Here is a 21,646-nt window from a genome sequence, read left to right as displayed (position 1 = left end):
GATCCCTCCGCACATCAATTGCGGCTCTTGGCCTGCTCGTACAGCGGCATCACCTTGGGAATGGTGGCCTGCAGGTTGGCCATGCGCGTGCTGTCCGCCGGGTGGGTGCTGAGGATCTCCGGCGGGGCATCGCCGCCGGCCTGGCCCATCTTCTGCCACAAGGTCAGCGCGGCGTTGGGGTTATAGCCTGCGCGAGCGGCAAGTTCCAGGCCGATGAGGTCGGCTTCGGTCTCGTTCTGCCGGCTGTTGGGCAGGGTCATGCTGTACTGCACCACCTGGTCGGCCAGCTGCATGCTGTCCTGGCCGAGGCCGAGCAGCGCGCCGCCGAGGTTCTCGCCCATCTGCACGGCGTAGGCCCGCGACATCTGCTCGCGGCCATGCTCGCGCAGGGCGTGGGCGATCTCGTGGCCCATCACCGCGGCGATCTCGTCGTCGGTGAGCTGCAGCTTATCGATCAGGCCACTATAGAAGATGATCTTGCCGCCGGGGCCGCAGTTGGCGTTGAGCTCGTCGCTCTTGATCACGTTGACCTGCCAGTCCCAGCCCGGGGCGTCCTGGCGGAACGCGCCGGTCTGCGGGATCAATCGCGCGGCCACGGCCTTGACGCGCTTGGCGTCGCTGCTGGCGTTGTCGAGCTTGCCCGCCGAGGTCGCCTCGGTGAGGGTCTTCTGGTAGGACTGCGAGTACATCTGGTCCACCTGCTGGCTCGACAGCATGCTGAACATGTACTGCTTGCGCTCGACGCCGACGGCGCCGCCGCTGGTGGTGTTCACCTGTTGGCAGCCGGCCAGCAGCAGGGCCGCGGCCAAGCCGGTGAAACGGAATATGCGGGGCATGATGCTCTCCTGAAACTATGCAATCACCCTTGGACAGCGCGCCATGGTAGGCCGCCCCCCGATGGCCGGCAACCGCTCCGAGTGGCTCTCGACACAAGGGCGTTACAACCCATTACAACGCCCGCCTAAGGAAAGCCTGGAGTCCTGCCGATACAGCTGAACAGGCTTTCCCTGGTACGCGGGTATTTCGTCATGAAGTTCAAGTCGATCCAGTTTTCCGTGGTGGCGCTGGCCGGAGCCAGCGTCCTGGCCGTGGTGGCGGCGCTGGTGCTGTACGCGCTGTTCGCCAGCGGGCGCACCCAGACCCTGGTGCAGGAGCGCACCCAGGGGCTGCTCGAGAAGGTCATCAACGAACGCCTGGTGGCCCTCGCCCGCGCCCAGGCCAGCCAGATCCAGCGCGAGCTGGAATACCCGCTGACGGTGGTCAAGGGCCTGGCCCAGGCCAACATGCTGATGGACGACAAGGACGCCGAAGGCAAGCCGATGCTGGGCATCAGCCGCGGCGAGATGTCCAACCTGCTGCGCCAGACCGTGCAGCAGAACCCCAAGCTGCTGGACGCCTTCGCCGGCTGGGAACCCAACGCCTTCGCCGGCGCCGACAGCCTCTACGCCGGGCAGACCGGCGCCGGCTACGACGCCAGCGGACGCTTCATGCCCTGGTGGTACCGCAAGGCCGACGGCAGCCTGACCGTGGAAGCCATGGGCGACACCCTGGAAAGCCAGAAGGTGCTCCCCACCGGGGTACGCGAGGGCGAGTACTACCTGTGCCCGAAAGAGCGCCTGAAGCCCTGCGTGATCGACCCCGCGCCCTACGAGATGGGCGGCCGGATGGTACTGATGTCGTCGTTCAACGCCCCGGTGGTGGTCAACGGCCAGTTCCGTGGCGCGGTCGGCGCCGACCTGTCGCTGGACTTCATCCAGGACCTGCTCAAGGCTGCCGACGCCACCCTGTATGACGGTGCCGGCGAGCTCGCGCTGATCTCCGCCAACGGCCGCCTGGTGGCCTACACCAAGGACGCCGCGAAGCTCGGCGAAGCCGCCGCCAAGGTGCTCGACGCCAGCCAGGCCGCCAGCCTGGCCAAGCTGCAGGGCGAAGAGCCGCTGTACATCCAGGACGAGGCCCGCGACACCATCGACCTGTTCCTGCCCTTCGCCATCGGCGACACCGGCACGCGCTGGACGCTGATGCTGGAAATCCCCCGCCAGGCCGTGCTCGGCGAGCTCAAGCAGCTGCAGGGCGCGCTCAAGGCGCAGAGCGATTCCGACACCCTGGGCATGACCCTGGTCGGCCTGCTCATCGCCGCCGGCGGCCTGCTGGTGATCTGGCTGGTCGGCCACGGCATCGCCCGGCCGCTGCGCCAGCTGGTCGGCATGCTCGACGACATCGCCCAGGGCGAAGGCGACCTGACCCGCCGCCTGTCCAGCGACCGCGCCGACGAGCTGGGCTCAATCGCCAGCGGCTTCAACACCTTCCTCGGCAAGCTGCAGGGCATGATCGGCCAGGTGGTGACCTCGGTGCAGCACGTCAGCGACTCCTCCGAGCACACCGCGGACATCGCCATCCGCACCAACCAGGGCGTGCAGAAGCAGCTGGCGGAAATCGAGCTGGTGGCCACCGCCGTCCACGAGATGACCGCCACCGCCCAGGACGTGGCGCGCAACGCCACCCACGCGGCGGAAGCGGCCAGCCATGCCGACCAGGCCGCGCACCAGGGCAAGCAGATCGTCGAAAGCAGTTCGGCGGCGATCCAGGCCCTGGCCACCGAGATCGGCCGCGCCGTGGGCGTGGTGCAGACCCTGGCCCGCGACAGCGAGAACATCAACGCCATCCTGGTGGCCATCCGCGGCATCGCCGAGCAGACCAACCTGCTGGCGCTCAACGCCGCCATCGAGGCGGCCCGCGCCGGCGAGCAGGGCCGCGGCTTCGCCGTGGTGGCCGACGAGGTACGCAACCTGGCGCAGAAGACCCAGCAGGCCACCCAGGAAATCCAGACGATGATCCAGCAGCTGCAGAACGGCACCCGCGAAGTGGTGCAGGTGATGCAGCAGAGCCAGGACAAGACCGACGACAGCGTGCGCCACGCCCACGAGGCCGCGCAGGCGCTGGAATCGATCACCCAGGCGGTGTCGGTGATCAACGACATGAACACCCAGATCGCCAGCGCCGCCGAGGAGCAGAGCGCGGTGGCCGAGGACATCAACCGCAACGTCGCCAATATCGGCCTGGTCGCCAACCAGGTCGCCGGCGGCGCCGACGAGGCGTCCCAGGCCAGCGCCGAGCTGACCAAGCTGGCCGAGCAGCAGCGGCGGCTGGTGAATCAGTTCAAGGTGTAGGCCCTGGCGGCCCCCGGTAGGAGCGAGCTTGCTCGCGAATGGGGTTTGCCGGTGGCATGGGCGCCGGGCTAAAGAGCGCCCTCTCCCTGAAGGGAGAGGGGGCTGTCCTGAGCGGACTGGAAGTCAGGCGTCATCCTCACACCTTCGTCGCTCCCTGGACGTAGGGCGGATAACGCCTACGGCGTTATCCGCCGTTTTCGTCAGGCTCCGCTGCCTTGGCCAACGGCGGATAAGCGCAAGCGCTCATTCGCCCTACGTTCCGGGCGTCAGAGCGGTTCCGGCAGGCGCTCGCACAGCCGCGCCAGGGCCAGGGCCCAGGCCTGCTGGTCGTTGAGACAGGGGATCAGCACCAGCTCCTCGCCACCGGCGGCGATGAACTGTTCGCGGCCGCGCTGGCCGATTTCCTCCAGGGTCTCGATGCAGTCGGCGACGAACGCCGGGCACATCACCAGCAGGCGCTTCACGCCCTGCTTGGCCAAGGCTTCCAGCTGCGTCTCGGTGTAGGGCTCGATCCACTTGGCCTTGCCCAGGCGCGACTGGAACGACACCGACCAGCGCCCTTTCTCCAGCGCGGCGGCCTCGGCGAGGATTTCCGCGGTGCGCAGGCATTGGCTGCGGTAGCACAGCGCCAGGACCTCGGGACGCACATTGCGGCTGCTGGTGGCGTTGAGATCGTGGGCCGGGTCGCGCACCAGCTTGCGGATGTGCCGCTCGGGCAAGCCGTGGAAGCTCATCAGCAGGTGGTCGTAGGGCTGCTCCAGGTACGGCTGCACGCTGGTCAGCAGCGCCTGCTGGTATTCCGGCTCGGCGTAGAACGGCGGCAGCACCATCAGGCGCATGCCGTGCAGGCCGAGCTGGCGGATCAGCCGCCGGGTTTCCTCGATCACCGTGGTCGTGGTGCTCTCGGCGAACTGCGGATACAGCGGCGCCAGGGTCACCCGGCGCACGCCCTGCTCATAAAGGTCGAGCAGGGCGTTCTCGATCGACGGCTGGCCATAGCGCATGCCCAGCGCCACCGGACCATGCGGCCAGAACTTGCGCATCACCTGCTGCAGGCGGCGGCTGATGACCACCAGCGGCGAGCCCTGGTCCCACCAGATCGACGCGTAGGCGTGGGCCGACTCTTCCGGGCGCTTGCGCAGGATCAGCGACACCAGCAGGCGCCGCACCGGCCAGGGCAGGTCGACCACATAGGGGTCCATGAGGAACTGATCCAGGTAACGGCGCACATCGGCCACCTCCGTCGAGGCCGGCGAGCCCAGGTTGACCAGCAGCAGTGCGTTGAGGGTCATTCAGCATCCTTAGTGACGGTGACGGGCGGCGGTTCAGCGCTGTGCGAGCACAGCCGCGAGGGCCGCCGGCAGATCGTTGTAGCGGAACACGAAGCCGGCCTCCAGCAGGCGCCGTGGTTCGACCCGCTGGCCGCCGAGCAGCAGCACCGCCATCTCGCCGAGCGCGGCACGCAGTACGAAGGCCGGCACGCTCAGTAGCGTCGGGCGGTGCAGCGCGCGCCCCAGCGCCCGGGTGAAGTCGCGGTTGCGCGCCGGCTGCGGCGCGCAGGCATTATACGGACCGCTGGCGTCGCTCCGCTGCAAGAGAAAATCGATCAGGCCGATCACATCCTCGATATGCACCCAGGGCATCCACTGCCGGCCGTCTCCCAGCTGGCCGCCGAGGCCCAGGCGGAACGCCGGCAACATGCGCTTGAGGAAGCCACCTTCCGGCGCCAGCACCAGCCCGGTGCGCAGGCGCACCACGCGGATGCCCAGGCCCTCGGCCTGCAGGGCTATCTGCTCCCAGGCCAGGCACAGTTCGCTGGCGAAATCCTCGCCGGCGGCCGCGCTATCCTCCCCCAGCGGGCGCTCGCCGGCATCGCCGTACCAGCCGACCGCCGAGCCGCTGATCAACACCGCCGGGCGCTGTGCGCGGCCCTCCAGCCACTCGACCAGACGCTCGGTCAGGCGCACCCGGCTGTCCCACAGCTGCGCCTTGCGGCGCGACGTCCAGGGCCGCTCGGCGATGGGTTCGCCAGCCAGGTTGACCACCGCGTCGAGCGGCTCGTCAGCCAGCTCCTCGAACGCGGAGATGCCGCGCACATCCACGCCGCAAAGCGCCGGTACCTGTTCCGCACGCCGGCTCAGCACCGTCAGCCGGTGTCCGGCGGCGCGCCAGTGCTGGCACAAGCGGCGACCGATGAGCCCGGTGCCGCCGGTAATCAGGATGTGCATCTGAACCTCCTTGCGCTGACCTGCCCCTACCATCAGTCTGGACGAGGGAATGACGCTTGCATTGGTGAACCCGTCTGCCGGTTTCGACGGTCTACGCTGTAAGTGCCGGAATCGACACGCCGCGCCCGACGGAATGGTCGCGCCGCCGGATGGATTCCCCGCATCGCTCGAACGCGAGCCGCACAATTATACAAGAAAGTTCGATTGTACAAGATTGTGCGAGTCGCTAACCTGAACTTCTCAACCTATGAGGCATGTCATGAGCGCCCCCATTGCCATCATTGGCACCGGAATCGCCGGACTCTCAGCCGCACACGCCCTGCTCGACGCAGGACAGGACGTCCAGCTGTTCGACAAGGGCCACGGCAGCGGCGGCCGCATGGCGAGCAAGCGCAGCGATGCTGGCGCCCTCGACCTCGGCGCCCAGTACTTCACCGCCCGCGACCGCCGCTTCCTCGACGCCATCCAGCACTGGCGCGACGCCGGCTGGGTGGAGGAGTGGGACCCGGCCCTGTACCAGTACCGCGACGGCATGCTCAGCCCGTCGCCCGACGAACAGCCGCGCTGGGTCGGCATCCCGCGCATGAGCGCGATCACCCGCGCGCTGCTGCACGGCCTCAAGGCCACTTTCTCCTGTCGCATCACCGAAGTCTTCCGCGGCGAACAGCACTGGCAACTGCAGGACGCCGAAGGTTGCAACCACGGGCCGTTCAGCCATGTCCTGGTCGCCACTCCGGCGCCCCAGGCGGCGGCGCTGCTGGCCGGCGCGCCGAAGCTGGCGGCGGCCGCGGCGAGCATCGCCATGGAGCCGACCTGGGCCGTCGCCCTGGGCTTCGCCGAACCGCTGCAGACCCCGGTGCAGGGCTGCTTCGTCCAGGAGGGCCCGCTGACCTGGATGGCCAGCAACCGCTGCAAACCCGGCCGCGACGAGCACCTCGACACCTGGGTGCTGCACGCCAGCAGCAGCTGGAGCCGGCAGAACATCGACAAGCCCAGGGAAGAAATCATCGAGCACCTGAGCGGCGCCTTCGCCGAGATGATCGGCTGCGCCGTGCCCGCCCCGGCCTTCGCCCTGGCCCACCGCTGGCTCTACGCGCGGCCGCTGGAAGCGCACCAGTTGGGCGCGCTGGCCGACGCCGACCTGGGCATCTACGCCTGCGGCGACTGGTGCCTCTCCGGACGCGTCGAAGGCGCCTGGCTGAGTGGCCTGGAAGCCGCGCGGCGGCTGCTCCAGCACCTGTGATCCGACGGCGCCCGCCGGGGCGCCACCTTGTACAAGTACGTTGCCGCCGTACAACTATTCGCCTATTCTGATCGAAAAGTTGTACAACCAAGGCAACCTTGTACAGGTCTGGCGCCATGCACACTCCCCCACCCCGCCCACGACTCGCCATCAGCGCCTGCCTGCTCGGCGCCAACGTGCGCTATAACGGCGGGCACAAGGCGTCGCGCCTGTGCCTGGAAGAACTCGGCGAGCACTTCGACTTCGTGCCGCTGTGCCCCGAGGTCGCCATCGGCCTGGGCATACCGCGCCCGACCCTGCGCCTGGTCGAAACGGCCGGCGCCGTGCGCGCCCTGGAGTCACGCGAGGCCAGCCGCGACCACAGCGACGCACTGCGCCGCTACGGTGACGAACAGGCCCGGCAGCTGGAGGACATCGGCGGTTACATATTCATGCAGAAGTCGCCCTCCTGCGGCCTGCAGCGGGTCAAGCTCTACTCGGCCGGCGACCAGCCCCTGGCGGGCGGCGCGCGCGGTCTCTACGCCGAGGCCTTCTGCGCGGCACGCCCGGAGCTGCCGGTGGAAGAGGAAGGCCGGCTGCACGACGCGACGCTGCGCGAGAACTTCATCACCCGCGTCTACGCCCACCTGGAATGGCAGGCGCTGTGCCGCGCCGGGCTGACGCACAAGGCGATCCTCGACTTCCACTCCCGCTACAAGTACCAACTGCTCGCCCATAGCCCACGGCAGTACGCCGAGCTGGGTCACCTGCTGGCCGACATCGGCCGCCACGCCGCCGAGACCTTCGGTGCGGATTACTACCGGCGCTTCGCCCAGGCCATGCGCCACTGCGCCAGCCGCGGCAACCACGCCAACGTGCTGCTGCACCTGGCCGGCTACCTCAAGCGCGCGCTGGCGGCGGAGGATCGCGGCGAACTGTGCGAGCTGATCGACCAGTATCGCCGCGGCGTCGTGCCGCTGGTGGTTCCGCTGGCCCTGCTCAAGCACCACTTCCGTCGCCACCCGCATCCCTACATCGCCCGCCAGGCGTACCTGCAACCCCATCCGGAGGCCCTCGGGCTACGCAATGCCATCTGAACCTTCAACGCTCATTCCCGCCGACTATCGCGAGGCGCTGGCCGCCGGCTGGCTGCCGATCCGCGAGGTGGCCCAGCGCACCGGCGTCAACCCGGTGACCCTGCGTGCCTGGGAGCGTCGCTACGGCCTGGTCGTCCCGCAACGCACGGCCAAGGGCCACCGCCTGTACTCCCCGGCGCAGCTGGAGCGGGTGCGCCACATCCTCACCTGGCTGGAGCGCGGCGTCGCCGTGGGCAAGGTCCGCGACCTGCTCGATGAACCGCCACAGGCACGTACGGACGACGCCTCGCCATGGGACGGCCTTTTGCAGCAGGCGCTGGCGGCCATCGGCCGGCTCGACGAGGCGCGCCTGGACGAACTGTTCAACGGCGCCCTGTCGCTCTACCCGGCGCAGACCCTCTGCGAATTCCTCATGCTGCCGCTGCAGGCCGAACTCCAGCGGCGCTGGCAGGGCCAGTTCGGCAGCGGCGTCGAGCGCCTGCTCTACCACGCCTGGCTGCGCAGCAAGCTGGGCGGCCGCCTGTACCACTACAACCGCCAGCAGCACGGCCGCCCGCTGCTGCTGGTCAACCAGTCGGAGCACCCGCGGGAAACCGGACACTGGCTCTGCGCCTGGCTGGCCAGCTCCGCCGGCTGCCCGGTGCAGGTGTTCGACGGGCCGCTGTCGGCCGGCGAGATTCCCCTGGTCGAGCAGCGCCTGGCCCCCCGCGCCCTGCTGCTGTATTCCGACAAGGCGCTGCCGCCGGCGCAACTGCCGAGGTTGATCGAGGGGGCGGCCTGCCCCGTCCTGCTGGCCGGCGCCGCCGTGAGCATCCACCCCGAAGAGCTGGCGGCGCTCTGCGAGGCGCACCCCAACCTGCACCTGGCGCGCGACCCACTGCAGGCGCGCGACATCCTGCAACGCGCAGGCCTGCTGCATGGCGGTGGCGAATGAAGCGCCAGTTGCTCTGGCTGCGCTGCGACCTGCGCGTGCGGGACAACAGCGCCCTGCTCGCCGCCGCCGAGGCCGGCCCGGTCATCGCCTGCTACCTGCTCAGCCCCGGCCAGTGGCGGGCGCATGACGACTCGCCGAACAAGGTCGACTTCTGGCTGCGCAACCTCCACGCGCTGCGCCGCGAGCTGGCGCACCTGAACATCCCGCTGCTGCTGCGCGAGGCGGACACCTGGGAGCAGGCCCCGGCGGCCTTGCTGCGACTCTGCCGGGAACTGGACATCGGCGTGGTCCGGGCCAACGAGGAATACGGTGTCCATGAAAGCCGCCGCGACCAGGCGGTGAAAGCGGCCCTGGAAAACGCCGGGATCGGTTTCCGCAGCTACCTCGACCAGCTGTTCTTCACCCCCGGCAGCCTGCTCACCCGTGGTGGCACCTATTTCCAGGTGTTCAGCCAGTTCCGCAAGCTCTGCTACCAACGGCTGGCCAGCGCCCTGCCCGCATGCCAGCCGACACCGCGCGCGCAGGCGCCGCTGGATATCGCCAGCGACCCGCTGCCCGAGGAAATCCCAGGCTTCCGCATTACCGCGCCGCAGGCGCGGGAGTTCTGGCCGGCGGGCGAGGCGGCCGCCGGAGAGCGACTCGCGGCCTTCGCCGAGGACGACCTGGCGCATTATCAAGAGCGCCGCGACCGCCCCGACCTCGACGGCACCAGCCAGCTCTCGGCCTACCTCGCCGCCGGCGTGCTGTCGCCGCGTCAGTGCCTGCACGCCGCGCTGGCGAACAACCACGGCGAGTTCGAAACCGGCAACAGCGGCGCGGTGGCCTGGATCAACGAGCTGCTCTGGCGCGAGTTCTACAAGCACATCCTGGTCGGCTTCCCCTGGGTCAGCCGCAACCGCGCCTTCCGCCAGCAGACCGAAGCCCTGCCCTGGCGCAACGCGCCGGCCGACCTCGAGGCCTGGCAGCAGGGCCGCACCGGCTTCCCGATCATCGACGCGGCGATGCGCCAGTTGCTGGCCACGGGCTGGATGCACAACCGCCTGCGCATGCTCACGGCCATGTTCCTCAGCAAGAACCTGCTGATCGACTGGCGCGAGGGCGAGCGCTGGTTCATGCGCCAACTGGTCGACGGCGACCTGGCGGCGAACAACGGCGGCTGGCAATGGAGCGCCTCCACCGGCACCGACGCGGCGCCCTACTTCCGCCTGTTCAACCCGCTGACGCAGTCGCGGCGCTTCGACCCCCACGGCCGCTTCCTGCGCCAATGGCTGCCGGAACTGGCGCAACTGGAGGGCGACGCCCTCCACGAGCCGGCGCGCCTGGGCCTGTTCGGCGCGCCCGGCTACCCGGCGCCCATGCTCGACCTGGGCGCCAGCCGCGAGCGGGTGCTGGAGGCGTTCCGCAACCTGCGGTAGGGCGTGCAGCCGTGCGCAGTTGTAGGCCCTCTCGGCAATCAAGCCGGGGGAACCTGGGATGACGGCCAGGCGGCGGATAACGTGGAACGTTATTCGCCCTGCGCTTGCCCACCCTCTGCGTTCTGCGGACGAGGCTCGCGCCCTGGGGAAATGCGGGCATGAAAAAACCGGCCACCTGGGCCGGTTTTTTCGTGCAGCGAGGTCTTACAGCGGGAGGCTGTAGAACAGGCTGTAGGACTCGATGCCGTCGTTGGGCTGGTTGAGCCCGGCATTGGAGTAGTGGATGGCGCGCACGCCAACCTTCTGGCCGTCGGCGAACTTCACGCCGAAGCCCAGGCGGTCCTCGAAGGCGAAGGCGCTGCCCAGGTCGCGATCGCCGACTTCGGCGCCGGTGAAGCCGGCGAGGCCGATGCCAGCCTCGATGAAGGGCTTCACGCTGTCGCCATTGAATTCATAGACGAACACCGGGGCGACGGAAAGCGAATAGCGGGCGCCCGCGCGGTCCCCGGCGCCCCAGTAGGTGACGCCGGTGTCCCAGTATCCGGTCAGGTGGCCGGTGCTGCTTTCCCACCAGGATTTGTCCCAGTTGAAGCCGGCGCCCAGACGCAGCGTCATGTCGCCCTGGCCGGTAGCCCCCACCGCGGCGGAGAGGTCGACGGCCTGTGCGGCGACGCTCGCCCCCATCATCGTTGCGGCCAGGACGGCCAGCGAGAGTAACTTCTTCATCGAAAGACCCTTATGGATAAGTTGAATGAAAAATCCCCGCGAATAGCGAACGATTATAAGGCGATTTGCCAGATCCCGATTGCGAAATGTCAGCGGATTGTTGTCGTCCCGTGGAAACTTCGTTGCTCAATCGGCAAAGAAGCTGACCGACTCGTCAGAGCCCCATAGGATCGGCAGCACCCGTTCGAACATCTCGACCGCGCCGCTGGAGTGGAAGTGCGTTTTATTTGCCGGCCCACCGCCGAGCAATCCCCGACTGGCCAGCGAAGCTTCCAGGTGACGGGCCACTGCCGCGCCGGTGTCGATCAGCGCCACGTCCGGCGGCAGCATCTGCGCCAGCAGGGGGCGCAGGAAGGGATAGTGGGTACAGCCGAGGATCAGGGTGTCGCAGCCCTCGGCCAGCAACGGCGCGACGAAGCCCTGCAGCAGCGCGCGAGTCTGCGGCCCGTCCAGGTCGCCGGCTTCGATGCGCTCGACCAGCCCCGGGCAGGGCTGGGTGACCACTCGCACGTCACTGGCGAAGCGGTCGAGCAACGCGGCGAAGCGCGCGCTCTTCAGCGTCCCGGTGGTGGCCAGCACGCCGACCACGCCGCTACGGGTGGCCGCCGCGGCCGGCTTCACCGCCGGCTCCATGGCCAGGATCGGCAGCTGCGGATAAAGCTCCCGCAGGTCGGACGCCGCCGCCGCGGTGGCGGTATTGCAGGCCAGGACCAGCGCCTTGCAACCCTGGCCGATGAGGAACGCGGCGATACGCCGGCAGCGCTCGCGGATGTATTCCGGGGATTTCTCGCCGTAGGGAACGTGGCCGCAGTCGGCCAGGTAGATCAGCGATTCGTTGGGCAGGCGCGCGCGTATCTCGCGCAGCACCGAGAGGCCGCCGACGCCGGAGTCGAAAACCCCGATCGGCCGCCGGTCAGCCATGCCGCACGCCACATACGGGGCACTGCGGGTCGCGCTTGACGCGCAGTTCGCGGAAGCGCGTGCCGAGGGCGTCCACCAGCAGCAGGCGGCCCACCAGCGGCTCGCCGAAACCGGCCAGCAGCTTCAGCGCTTCCAGCGCCTGCAGGCTGCCGACCAGGCCCACCAGCGGGCCGGCCACACCGGCTTCGCTGCAGGTCAGCTCGGCTTCGCTGCCATGGCCGTACAGGCAGTGGTAGCAAGGGCTGTCGTCGCGACGCGGATCGAACACCGAGAGCTGGCCCTCCAGGCGGATCGCCGCGCCACTCACCAGCGGCTTGCCGGCGGCGACGCAGGCGGCGTTGACCGCCTCGCGGGTGGCGAAGTTGTCGCAGCAGTCCAGCACCAGGTCGACCTGTGCCAGCACCGCCGCCAAGGAATCCTCGTCCAGCGCCCGACGATGCGGCACCAGCTTCACCTGCGGGTTGATCGCGGCAAGGCGGGTCATGGCCGAATCGACCTTGCCGCGCCCGACCTGGGTGCTGTCGTGCAGCACCTGGCGTTGCAGGTTGGTCAGGTCGACGCTGTCGAAGTCGGCCAGGTGCAGCTCGCCGACGCCGGCCGCGGCCAGGTACAGCGCCACCGGCGAGCCCAGGCCGCCGAGGCCGACGATCAGCACGCGGGATTCCTTCAGGCGCAGCTGGCCGTCGATGTCGATCTGCGGCAGGAGTATCTGCCGGCTGTAACGCAGCAGTTCGTCGTCGTTCAGCATGGCAGGCGCCCCAGGCTGATGCGTTCGTGGCCGCCGAGGTCGCGGCGGCTTTCCACGTCGACGAAGCCGCCCGCGCCGAGCAGGTCGCGTACCGCCGCGGCCTGATCGTAGCCATGCTCCAGCAGCAGCCAGCCGCCGGCTTCGAGGTGACGGGGGGCCTGGTCGATGATCAGGCGGATGTCGTCGAGGCCATCGGCGCCGGCGACCAGCGCGCTCTTCGGCTCGAAGCGCACGTCGCCTTGCTGCAGGTGCGGATCGCTGCCCGGGATGTACGGCGGGTTGCTGACGATCAGGGCGAAGCGCTCGCCGCCCAGCGCGGAGAACCAGTGGCTCTGGCGAAAGCCGACGTTGCCCAGACGCAGGCGCTCGCGATTGCGCTCGGCGAGGGCCACCGCCTCGGGAATCCGGTCGACGCCGGTGACCTGCCAGCTCAGGCGTTCGCAGGCCAGGGCCAGCGCGATGGCGCCGGTGCCGGTGCCCAGGTCGAGCACCCGTGCCGGGCGGGCAGGAACCAGTTGCAGGGCGGTTTCCACCAGCAGCTCGGTGTCCGGACGCGGGATCAGGGTGTGCGGCGCCACTTCCAGGTCCAGGCTCCAGAAGCCCTGGCGACCGAGGATGTAGGCGATCGGCTCGCCGGCGCGGCGACGCTCCAGCCAGGCGCTGAAGCGCTCGTGGGCGTCACGGTCGACGAGCCGTTCCGGCCAGGTGCGCAGGAAGCTGCGCGGTTTGCCCAGGGCGGCGGCGAGCAACAGCTCGGCGTCCAGGCGCGCGCTGGGTGAATCCGGCAGCTCGGCTTCGGCGAGCAGGGTCATGATGGTAGCCATGGCGCCTCAATCCCCCAGGGCGGCCAGCTGGTCGGCCTGGTATTCCTGGAGCAGCGGCTCGATCACCTGCTCGACTTCGCCCTGCATCACTTCGCCCAGGGAATACAGGGTGAGGTTGATGCGGTGGTCGGTGACCCGCCCCTGGGGGAAATTGTAGGTGCGGATGCGCTCGGAGCGGTCGCCCGAGCCCACCAGCAGCTTGCGGGTGCTGGCGATGGCCTGCTGCGCCGCGGCCTGCTGCTGGTCGTTGAGCTTGGCGGCGAGCCAGGCCATGGCCTTGGCGCGGTTCTTGTGCTGCGAACGCTCTTCCTGGCACTCGACCACGATGCCCGACGGGATGTGGGTGATGCGCACGGCCGAGTCGGTCTTGTTCACGTGCTGGCCGCCGGCGCCGGAGGAACGGTAGGTATCCACCCGCAGGTCGGCCGGGTTGATCTCGATGGCGGCCTGCTCGTCGGGCTCCGGCAGCACCGCCACGGTGCACGCGGAGGTGTGGATGCGGCCCTGGGATTCGGTGGCCGGCACCCGCTGCACGCGGTGCGCGCCGGACTCGAACTTGAGCTTGGCGTAGACATTGTCACCCTCGACGCGGGCGATCACTTCCTTGTAGCCGCCGTGCTCGCCCTCGTTCTCCGAGAGGATCTCGAGCCGCCAGCCCTGGCGTTCGGCGTAGCGCGAGTACATGCGGAACAGGTCGCCGGAGAAGATCGCCGCCTCGTCGCCGCCGGTGCCGGCGCGGATTTCCAGGAACACGTTGCGGTGGTCGTTGGGGTCCTTGGGCAGCAGCATGCGTTGCAGGCCGTCTTCCAGGCCGACCAGGCGCGCCTTGGCGTCGGCGACCTCTTCCTCGGCCATCTCGCGCAGGTCCGGGTCGCTGTCCTTGAGCAGCGCCTGGGCGCCCTCGAGGTCGGCCTGGGTCTTGCGGAATTCGCGGAACGCCAGGAACACCGGCTCGACTTCGGCGAACTCGCGGGAGTAGGCGCGGAACTTGGTCTGGTCGCTGATCACCTCGGCGTCGCCGAGCAGAGCGGTGAGCTCCTCGTAGCGGTCACTGAGGGTGTCGAGCTTGGTCAGCAGGGAGGCTTTCATCGCTTCTCGGTGCCCTCGTCGAGGGCGAACAGTTCCTGGGCCAGGGCCAGCGCGTCGATGCGGCCCTCGGCGGAGAGTTTCTTCATCTGCACGCTGGGCGCGTGCAGCAGCTTGTTGGTCAGGCCACGGGCCAGCTGGGCGAGGATGTCGGTCGGGTCGCCGCCGTTGGCCAGCAGGCGCTGGGCTTTCTGCAGCTCGTCGTCGCGCAGGCGCTCGGCCTGCTGGCGGTAGGCGCGCAGCACGTCGACCGCGGCCAGCTCGCGCAGGCGCTGCATGAACTCCAGAACGCCGTCGCCGACCAGCTCCTCGGCGGCCTGGGCGGCGCCCTGGCGGCTCTTGAGGTTCTCGGCGACCACCTCGTGGAGGTCGTCGACACTATAGAGGTAGACATCGTCCAGCTCGCCGACTTCCGGCTCGATGTCGCGCGGCACGGCGATGTCGACCATGAACATCGGCTTGTGCCGGCGCTGCTTCAGCGCACGCTCCACCGCGCCCTTGCCGAGGATCGGCAGCTGGCTGGCGGTGGAACTGATGACGATGTCGCTGTGCGCCAGGTGCTCGGGCATGTCCGCCAGCAGGATCGCCTCGGCGCCGAGCTCCTGGGCCAGCACGCTGGCGCGCTCCAGGGTGCGGTTGGCCACCACGATGCGCTTCACGCCCTGCTCGTGCAGGTGGCGGGCGACCAGGGTGATGGTCTCGCCGGCGCCGATCAGCAGCGCCTGGCTGCGGTGCAGGTCGCTGAAGATCTGCCGCGCCAGGCTCACCGCGGCGAAGGCCACGGACACCGGGTTCTCGCCGATGGCGGTGTCGGTGCGCACGGTCTTGGCGGTGCTGAAGGTAGCCTGGAACAGGCGCCCGAGCATCGGCCCGATGGTGCCGGCCTCGCGGGCCACGGCGTAGGCCGACTTCATCTGGCCGAGGATCTGCGGCTCGCCCAGGACCATGGAGTCCAGCCCGGCGGCCACGCGCATCATGTGGCGTACGGCGTCCTCGTCCTGGTGCACGTAGGCGCAGGTGCGCAGCTCGTCCAGGCTCAGGCGATGGTAGTCGGCGAGCCAGGCCAGCACGTCGTCGGATGCCGGGTTCTCGATCTCCAGGTACAGCTCGCTGCGGTTGCAGGTGGAGAGGATCGCCGCCTCGCGGCTGGCGGTCAGCCGGCAAAGCAGCTGCAGGGCCTCGACCATCTGCCCGGGGGTGAACGCCACGCGCTCGCGGACCGCCACGGAGGCTGTCTTGTGGTTGATGCCCAGAGCAATGAAGGCCATGCAGGATCGCTGAGGTAATTCGGGAAGCCCGCAATTGTCCTACGTCGACCGATGGAGGACAACCACCGCAATGCATGCCGCCGCTCCAGGCGTCTATGCTGGGTTTTGCCTGCCCCCACCCCATGGGCTTGCCGATTCGCTTATGTCATGATGGGGTCCACCACGCCGTTCAGGTCCCTCTCTTTCGTCTATGAACAAATCCCTAGCGCTGCTGACCGCCCTGCTGCTGCTCGGCGGCTGCCAATCCATGCTGCACAAGGCTCCAGCGCCGAAGCCGGCAAAGGAGAGCGCAGCCAGCGCGGAGAAGGACCGCAAGTACGGCTCCTTCAGCGAGGACACCCTGTACTCCCTGCTGGTGGCGGAGATCGCCGGCCAGCGCAATCGCTTCGACATCGCCCTGGCCAACTACGTCGACCAGGCCAAGCAGACCCGCGACCCGGGCGTGGCCGAACGCGCGTTCCGCATCGCCGAATACCTCGGCGCCGACCAGGAAGCCCTGGACACCTCGCTGATCTGGGCCAAGGCCGCCCCCGACGACCTCGACGCGCAGCGCGCCGCCGCCCTGCAACTGGCGCGCACCGGCCAGTACGACGAATCCATGGTGTATATGGAGAAGGTCCTCAACGGCCAGGGCGATACCCATTTCGACTTCCTCGCGCTGTCCGCCGCGGAAACCGACCCGGACACCCGCGCCGGCCTGCTGCAGAGCTTCGACCGCCTGCTGAAGAAGTACCCGGACAACGGCCAGCTGCTGTTCGGCAAGGCCCTGCTGCTGCAACAGGACGGCCGCCCGCAGGAAGCCCTGAGCCTGCTGGAAAGCAAACCCGCGAGCCGCCACGAGGTCGCCCCGCTGCTGCTGCGCGCGCGCCTGCTGCAGAACATGAAGCGCAGCAACGAGGCCCTGCCGCTGCTCAAGGACGGCATGAAGGAGCACCCGGACGACAAGCGCGTGCGCCTGGCCTACGCCCGCCTGCTGGTGGAGCAGAACCGCCTGGACGACGCCAAGGCCGAGTTCTCCGGGCTGGTCCAGCAATTCCCCGACGACGACGACCTGCGCTTCTCCCTGGCCCTGGTCTGCCTGGAAGCCCAGGCCTGGAGCGAGGCCAAGATCTACCTGCAGGAACTGGTCGACCGCGACAGCCATACCGACGCGGCGCACTTCAACCTCGGCCGCCTCGCCGAGGAACAGAAAGACCCGGAAACCGCCCTCAAGGAATACGCCCAGGTCGGCCCCGGCAACGACTTCCTGCCGGCGCAACTGCGCCAGAGCGAGATCCTCATGGACTCCGGGCGCCAGGCGGAAGCCTCGCGGCGCCTCGCCGAAGCCCGCGAGCGCCAGCCGGACTACGCCATCCAGCTGTACCTGATCGAGGCCGAGGGGCTGTCCAACCGCAACCAGGTCGAACGCGCCTGGCAGGTGATCCAGCAGGGCACCAAGCAGTTCCCCGACGACCTCAACCTGCTCTATACCCGCTCGATGCTGGCGGAGAAGCGCAACGACCTGGTGCAGATGGAGCAGGACCTGCGCCAGATCATCCAGCGCGAGCCGGACAACGCCATGGCCCTCAACGCCCTGGGCTACACCCTGGCCGACCGCACCACGCGCTACGACGAAGCCTTGCAACTGATCCAGAAGGCCCACCAGCTCAATCCCGACGACCCGGCCATCCTCGACAGCCTGGGCTGGGTCAACTACCGCCTGGGCAACCTGGAACAGGCCGAAACCTACCTGCGCCAGGCCCTGGAAAAATTCCCCGACCACGAAGTGGCCGCGCACCTGGGCGAAGTGCTCTGGGCTCGCGGCAAGCAGCGCGAGGCCCGCGAAGTCTGGGCCAACGCCCTGCAGAACCAGCCCGATAGCCCGGTGCTGCGCGACACCCTGCTGCGCCTGACCGGGTCCAAGACCCCCTGAGATTCCCCATGCGCCTGATTCACCTTCTCGGCGGCGCCGCCCTGCTGCTTCTCGCGGGCTGCGCCGGCCTCACCTCCCACGAGGCCCTGCAGGGCCAAGGCAACCCCGACAGCTGGAAAGCCCACAAGGCACAGGTCACCGCCCTCGACGGCTGGCAGATCGACGGCAAGGTCGGCATCCGCGCCCCCAAGGACTCCGGCAGCGGCACCCTGTTCTGGCTGCAACGCCAGGACTACTACGACATCCGCCTGTCCGGCCCGCTGGGCCGCGGCGCCGCGCGCCTGACCGGGCGCGAGGGCGCGGTGACCCTGGAGGTCGCCGGGCAAGGCCGCTACCAGGCCGAATCCCCCGAAGCCCTGCTGGAACAGCAACTCGGCTGGCGCCTGCCGATCTCCCACCTGCTCTGGTGGGTGCGCGGGCTGCCGGCGCCGGACAGCAAGAGCCGCCTGACCCTCGACAGCGACAGCCACCTGGCCCGCCTGGAACAGGACGGCTGGGACGTGGAATACAGCAGCTACGCGCAGCAGAACGGTTACTGGCTGCCCGAGCGCCTGAAGCTGCACGGCCAGGATCTCGACGTCACCGTGGTGATCAAGAGCTGGCAGCCGCGCCAGCTCGGCCAGGCCCGCTAATATGCGCGAACGCCTGACCCTGCCGGCCCCGGCCAAGCTCAACCTGTTCCTGCACATCCTCGGCCGCCGCACCGACGGCTATCACGAACTGCAGACGTTGTTCCAGTTCCTCGACCACGCCGACGAACTGCACTTCGCCCTCCGCGACGACGGGCAGATCCGCCTGAACACCGAGATTCCCGGCGTTCCCCACGACAGCAACCTGATCGTCCGCGCCGCGCGCCAGTTGCAGGAGCAATCCGGCTGCCGGCTCGGCGCCGACATCTGGCTGGACAAGCGCCTGCCCATGGGCGGCGGCATCGGTGGCGGCAGCTCCGACGCCGCGACCACCCTGCTCGGCCTCAACCACCTGTGGGACCTGGGCTGGGACGAAGACCGCCTGGCCGCCCTGGGCCTGCGCCTGGGCGCCGACGTACCGGTGTTCGTACGCGGCCACGCGGCCTTCGCCGAAGGGGTGGGCGAGCAGCTCACGCCGGTCGAACTGGAAGAACCCTGGTTCCTCGTTGCCGTGCCGCAAGTCTTTGTCAGCACAGCAGAAGTTTTCTCCGATCCCGAGTTGACACGGGATACTCCGCCCATTAAAGTTCGCAGCCTTCTTGGGGCGGACGGTCGAAACGACTGTCGGACGGTCGTCGAGAAACGTTACCCAGCTGTACGTAACGCGCTGATGTTGTTGAACAATTTCACATCGGCAAGACTGACCGGAACCGGAGCTTGTGTGTTTGGGAGCTTCCCAAACAAAGGCGATGCTGATAAAGTTCGCCGCCAACTTCCGGCCACTCTGCCAAGCTTCGTCGCACAGGGTCGCAACATCTCCCTGTTGCATCGCAAGCTTCAAGAGTTGACCTGAGAAGGAATGCAGAGCATTCGGTTGTACGATACAGGGGCGTCGCCAAGCGGTAAGGCAGCAGGTTTTGATCCTGCCATGCGTTGGTTCGAATCCAGCCGCCCCTGCCATTAACCCCACGGGGGTTCACGTACGACGCGAACGGAAGCGCTGCACTGCAAAATTCATAGGGGCGTCGCCAAGCGGTAAGGCAGCAGGTTTTGATCCTGCCATGCGTTGGTTCGAATCCAGCCGCCCCTGCCATACACAAAAAAGCTGTTCAGAAGCTACGGCCTTTGAACAGCTTTTTGGTTCATCAGGCCCACCCTCAGCCGGCAGGTACTGCGCGTGTCCAAGATGATGGTCTTCACGGGGAACGCCAACCCCGACCTGGCACGCCGAGTCGTGCGCCAACTGCACATTCCCCTCGGTGATGTTTCCGTCGGCAAGTTTTCCGATGGCGAAATCAGCGTCGAGATCAACGAGAACGTCCGTGGTAAGGACGTCTTCCTGATCCAGCCGACCTGTGCGCCGACCAACGACAACCTGATGGAACTGGTGGTGATGGCTGACGCCTTCCGCCGTTCCTCGGCTACTCGTATCACGGCAGTCATTCCCTACTTCGGTTATGCCCGCCAGGATCGCCGCCCGCGCTCCGCCCGCGTGGCCATCAGCGCGAAAGTCGTCGCCGACATGCTGACCGTCGTAGGCGTCAACCGTGTTCTCACCGTTGACCTGCACGCCGACCAGATCCAGGGCTTCTTCGATATCCCCGTCGACAACATCTACGGCTCGCCCGTGCTGGTCGACGACATCGAAGACCAACGCTTCGAGAACCTGATGATCGTCTCCCCGGACATCGGTGGCGTGGTGCGCGCTCGCGCCGTCGCCAAGTCCCTGGGCGTCGACCTGGCCATCATCGACAAACGTCGTCCGAAGGCCAACCAGTCCGAAGTCATGCACATCATCGGTGATGTCGAAGGCCGTACCTGCGTACTGGTCGACGACATGGTCGATACCGCTGGCACCCTCGGCCACGCCGCCAAGGCTCTGAAAGAGCACGGCGCCGCCAAGGTCATCGCCTACTGCACCCACCCGGTGCTGTCGGGCCGTGCCATCGAGAACATCGAAGGTTCCGTACTGGACGAGCTGGTGGTGACCAACACCATCCCGCTGTCCGCCGCTGCCCAGGCCTGTGGCCGCATCCGCCAACTGGACATCGCTCCGGTTGTCGCAGAAGCCATGCGCCGGATCAGCAACGAAGAATCGATCAGCGCCATGTTCCGCTAAGGAACAGGCCTGACGAACGCGCCCCGCCACGGCGGGGCAATTGAAGATTCGCCCGAACGCTGGTCGCAAGCGTTCGGGCGATCTTGTCATTCTGGAGATTGTGTAATGGTTGACTTTAATCTGAATGCTCAAGCGCGTTCCGACCTGGGGAAAGGTGCGAGCCGCCGCCTGCGTCGTAACGCCGGCCTGATTCCCGCGGTCATCTACGGTGGCGACAAAGCCCCGGTTTCCGTGACCCTGGAACTGCGCGAAATCGCCAAACTGCTGGAAAACGAGGCTGCCTTCAGCCACGTCATCGCCCTGAGCGTCGACGGCGCCAAGGAAACCGTGCTGATCAAAGCCCTGCAGCGCCACCCGGCCAAAGGCTTCGTCATGCACGCCGACTTCCTGCGCGTAGTCGCCGACCACAAGCTGACCGCTCACGTTCCGCTGCACTTCCTCAACGAGGAAACCGCAGTTGGCGTCAAGCAAGGTGGCGGTGAAGTTTCCCACGTCATCTCCGAAGTCGAAGTTTCCTGCCTGCCGAAAGACCTGCCGGAATTCATCGAAGTCGACCTGGCGAAAGTCGAAGTCGGTCAGATCGTTCACCTGTCCGACCTCAAACTGCCGAAAGGCGTGGAACTGGTTCAGCTGGCTCATGGCAATGACCTGGCCGTGGCCAACATCCACGCTTCCCGCGTAGTCAAGGAAGAAGGCGAAGGCGCTGCCGAGTAATCACTCGCCAGCCCCTAGCGTCTAAGGAAAGGGCCCCCGTCGTGACCGCCGTGCAACTGATCGTTGGCCTGGGCAACCCAGGCCCGGAATACGAACAGACCCGGCATAACGCGGGGGCCCTTTTCGTTGAGCGCCTGGCCGACCGCGAACGCGTCAGCCTGAGCCTCGACAAGAAGTACTTCGGCCTGGTCGGCAAGTTCAGCCACCAGGGCCGCGACGTTCGTCTGCTGATCCCCACCACCTACATGAACCGCAGCGGCCAGGCCGTGGCGGCGCTCGCCGGGTTCTTCCGCATCCCGGTCGATGCCATCCTGGTGGCCCACGACGAACTCGACATGCCACCCGGCGTCGCCAAGCTCAAGAAGGGCGGCGGCCATGGCGGGCACAACGGACTGCGCGACATCATCGCCCAGCTCGGCAACCAGAACGGCTTCCATCGCCTGCGGCTTGGCATCGGCCATCCGGGGCACAGCAGCCTGGTCTCCGGCTTCGTCCTCGGCCGCGCTCCGCGCAGCGAACAGGACCTGCTCGACACCAGCATCGATTCCGCCCTCGGCGTGCTGCCGGAAATGCTCGCAGGCGACTGGACGCGCGCGATGCAGAAGCTGCACAGCCCGAAGGCCTGACCCGTCT

20 protein-coding genes and 2 tRNA genes are annotated in these 21,646 nt (G+C 68.0%); 13 read left to right on the top strand and 9 right to left on the bottom strand.

The genetic code is table 11. The features are described from left to right. Window positions 1-14: 14 nt before the first annotated feature. A complete protein-coding gene (locus tag P3W75_RS11750) occupies window positions 15-836 on the bottom strand; it encodes a M48 family metallopeptidase (RefSeq protein ID WP_276227520.1) in 822 nt (273 codons plus the stop codon). A gap of 192 nt (window positions 837-1,028) precedes the next feature. Between P3W75_RS11750 and P3W75_RS11745 the strand changes: the two genes are divergently transcribed. Beyond that, complete coding sequence (locus P3W75_RS11745) at window positions 1,029-3,170, top strand: methyl-accepting chemotaxis protein (RefSeq protein ID WP_276227519.1); 2,142 nt, start codon at window positions 1,029-1,031, stop codon at window positions 3,168-3,170. Window positions 3,171-3,436: 266 nt separating this feature from the next. Here P3W75_RS11745 and hemH read toward each other — a convergent pair whose 3' ends face one another. Together hemH and P3W75_RS11735 are read right to left on the bottom strand one after the other, a co-directional pair. Next, window positions 3,437-4,462, bottom strand: a complete 1,026-nt coding sequence (hemH, locus tag P3W75_RS11740; RefSeq protein ID WP_276227518.1) for a ferrochelatase — start codon at window positions 4,460-4,462, stop codon at window positions 3,437-3,439. A gap of 33 nt (window positions 4,463-4,495) precedes the next feature. Continuing rightward, window positions 4,496-5,398, bottom strand: a complete 903-nt coding sequence (locus P3W75_RS11735; RefSeq protein WP_276227517.1) for a TIGR01777 family oxidoreductase — start codon at window positions 5,396-5,398, stop codon at window positions 4,496-4,498. A 259-nt stretch (window positions 5,399-5,657) separates the two neighbouring features. On the opposite strand from P3W75_RS11735, the gene P3W75_RS11730 reads away from it, so the two are divergent. From P3W75_RS11730 to phrB, 4 genes are all read left to right on the top strand, one after another. Next, entirely contained in the window at window positions 5,658-6,641 is a 984-nt protein-coding gene (locus tag P3W75_RS11730) for an NAD(P)/FAD-dependent oxidoreductase (protein ID WP_276227516.1), read from the top strand. 116 nt (window positions 6,642-6,757) lie between these two features. Then, complete coding sequence (locus tag P3W75_RS11725; protein WP_276227515.1) at window positions 6,758-7,717, top strand: DUF1722 domain-containing protein; 960 nt, start codon at window positions 6,758-6,760, stop codon at window positions 7,715-7,717. After that, window positions 7,707-8,651 (top strand): MerR family transcriptional regulator, encoded by a 945-nt coding sequence (locus P3W75_RS11720; protein WP_276227514.1) that lies wholly within the window; start codon window positions 7,707-7,709, stop codon window positions 8,649-8,651. Before P3W75_RS11725 ends, P3W75_RS11720 begins: the two co-directional genes overlap by 11 nt. Then, the gene (phrB, locus tag P3W75_RS11715; RefSeq protein WP_276227513.1) at window positions 8,648-10,066 is read left to right on the top strand and encodes a deoxyribodipyrimidine photo-lyase; all 1,419 of its coding nucleotides are present in this window, start codon (window positions 8,648-8,650) and stop codon (window positions 10,064-10,066) included. Before P3W75_RS11720 ends, phrB begins: the two co-directional genes overlap by 4 nt. Before the next feature lie 204 nt (window positions 10,067-10,270). Here the strand turns inward: phrB and P3W75_RS11710 are convergent, their stop codons facing one another. From P3W75_RS11710 to hemA, 6 genes are all read right to left on the bottom strand, one after another. Beyond that, window positions 10,271-10,792 (bottom strand): acyloxyacyl hydrolase, encoded by a 522-nt coding sequence (locus tag P3W75_RS11710; RefSeq protein WP_276227512.1) that lies wholly within the window; start codon window positions 10,790-10,792, stop codon window positions 10,271-10,273. A 126-nt stretch (window positions 10,793-10,918) separates the two neighbouring features. Beyond that, window positions 10,919-11,713, bottom strand: a complete 795-nt coding sequence (gene murI / locus P3W75_RS11705; protein ID WP_276227511.1) for a glutamate racemase — start codon at window positions 11,711-11,713, stop codon at window positions 10,919-10,921. Beyond that, window positions 11,706-12,461: a molybdopterin-synthase adenylyltransferase MoeB gene (locus tag P3W75_RS11700; protein WP_276227510.1), complete on the bottom strand. Its 756-nt coding sequence runs from the start codon at window positions 12,459-12,461 to the stop codon at window positions 11,706-11,708. Before P3W75_RS11700 ends, murI begins: the two co-directional genes overlap by 8 nt. Continuing rightward, window positions 12,455-13,285 (bottom strand): peptide chain release factor N(5)-glutamine methyltransferase, encoded by an 831-nt coding sequence (gene prmC, locus P3W75_RS11695; protein WP_276227509.1) that lies wholly within the window; start codon window positions 13,283-13,285, stop codon window positions 12,455-12,457. The genes P3W75_RS11700 and prmC overlap by 7 nt, the downstream gene beginning before the upstream one ends. 6 nt (window positions 13,286-13,291) lie before the next feature. Next, window positions 13,292-14,374, bottom strand: coding sequence for a peptide chain release factor 1 (prfA, locus tag P3W75_RS11690; RefSeq protein WP_276227508.1), 1,083 nt, complete (start codon window positions 14,372-14,374; stop codon window positions 13,292-13,294). Further along, window positions 14,371-15,639, bottom strand: a complete 1,269-nt coding sequence (gene hemA, locus P3W75_RS11685) for a glutamyl-tRNA reductase (RefSeq protein WP_276227507.1) — start codon at window positions 15,637-15,639, stop codon at window positions 14,371-14,373. Before hemA ends, prfA begins: the two co-directional genes overlap by 4 nt. Before the next feature lie 190 nt (window positions 15,640-15,829). On the opposite strand from hemA, the gene P3W75_RS11680 reads away from it, so the two are divergent. The 8 genes from P3W75_RS11680 to pth all read left to right on the top strand — a co-directional run bounded on the left by P3W75_RS11680 (window position 15,830) and on the right by pth (window position 21,639). Then, window positions 15,830-17,551, top strand: coding sequence for a tetratricopeptide repeat protein (locus P3W75_RS11680; protein WP_276227506.1), 1,722 nt, complete (start codon window positions 15,830-15,832; stop codon window positions 17,549-17,551). Between the two features lie 8 nt (window positions 17,552-17,559). Beyond that, window positions 17,560-18,183 (top strand): lipoprotein insertase outer membrane protein LolB, encoded by a 624-nt coding sequence (gene lolB, locus P3W75_RS11675; protein WP_276227505.1) that lies wholly within the window; start codon window positions 17,560-17,562, stop codon window positions 18,181-18,183. A gap of 1 nt (window position 18,184) precedes the next feature. Further along, entirely contained in the window at window positions 18,185-19,033 is an 849-nt protein-coding gene (ispE, locus tag P3W75_RS11670) for a 4-(cytidine 5'-diphospho)-2-C-methyl-D-erythritol kinase (protein WP_276227504.1), read from the top strand. 32 nt (window positions 19,034-19,065) lie between these two features. After that, window positions 19,066-19,140, top strand: a tRNA-Gln gene (locus tag P3W75_RS11665). 58 nt (window positions 19,141-19,198) lie between these two features. Then, window positions 19,199-19,273 (top strand) — tRNA-Gln (locus P3W75_RS11660). Between the two features lie 84 nt (window positions 19,274-19,357). Then, on the top strand, window positions 19,358-20,299 hold the full coding sequence (locus tag P3W75_RS11655; protein ID WP_024128138.1) for a ribose-phosphate pyrophosphokinase: 942 nt from the start codon (window positions 19,358-19,360) through the stop codon (window positions 20,297-20,299). A 105-nt stretch (window positions 20,300-20,404) separates the two neighbouring features. Continuing rightward, on the top strand, window positions 20,405-21,013 hold the full coding sequence (locus P3W75_RS11650; RefSeq protein WP_276227503.1) for a 50S ribosomal protein L25/general stress protein Ctc: 609 nt from the start codon (window positions 20,405-20,407) through the stop codon (window positions 21,011-21,013). Window positions 21,014-21,054: 41 nt separating this feature from the next. Then, window positions 21,055-21,639: an aminoacyl-tRNA hydrolase gene (gene pth, locus P3W75_RS11645; RefSeq protein ID WP_276227502.1), complete on the top strand. Its 585-nt coding sequence runs from the start codon at window positions 21,055-21,057 to the stop codon at window positions 21,637-21,639. Window positions 21,640-21,646 lie beyond the last annotated feature (7 nt).

This window comes from Pseudomonas citronellolis (genome assembly GCF_029335315.1).
Lineage (GTDB): Bacteria > Pseudomonadota > Gammaproteobacteria > Pseudomonadales > Pseudomonadaceae > Pseudomonas > Pseudomonas citronellolis_A.
This window is presented reverse-complemented; position numbering and strand designations above follow the sequence as displayed.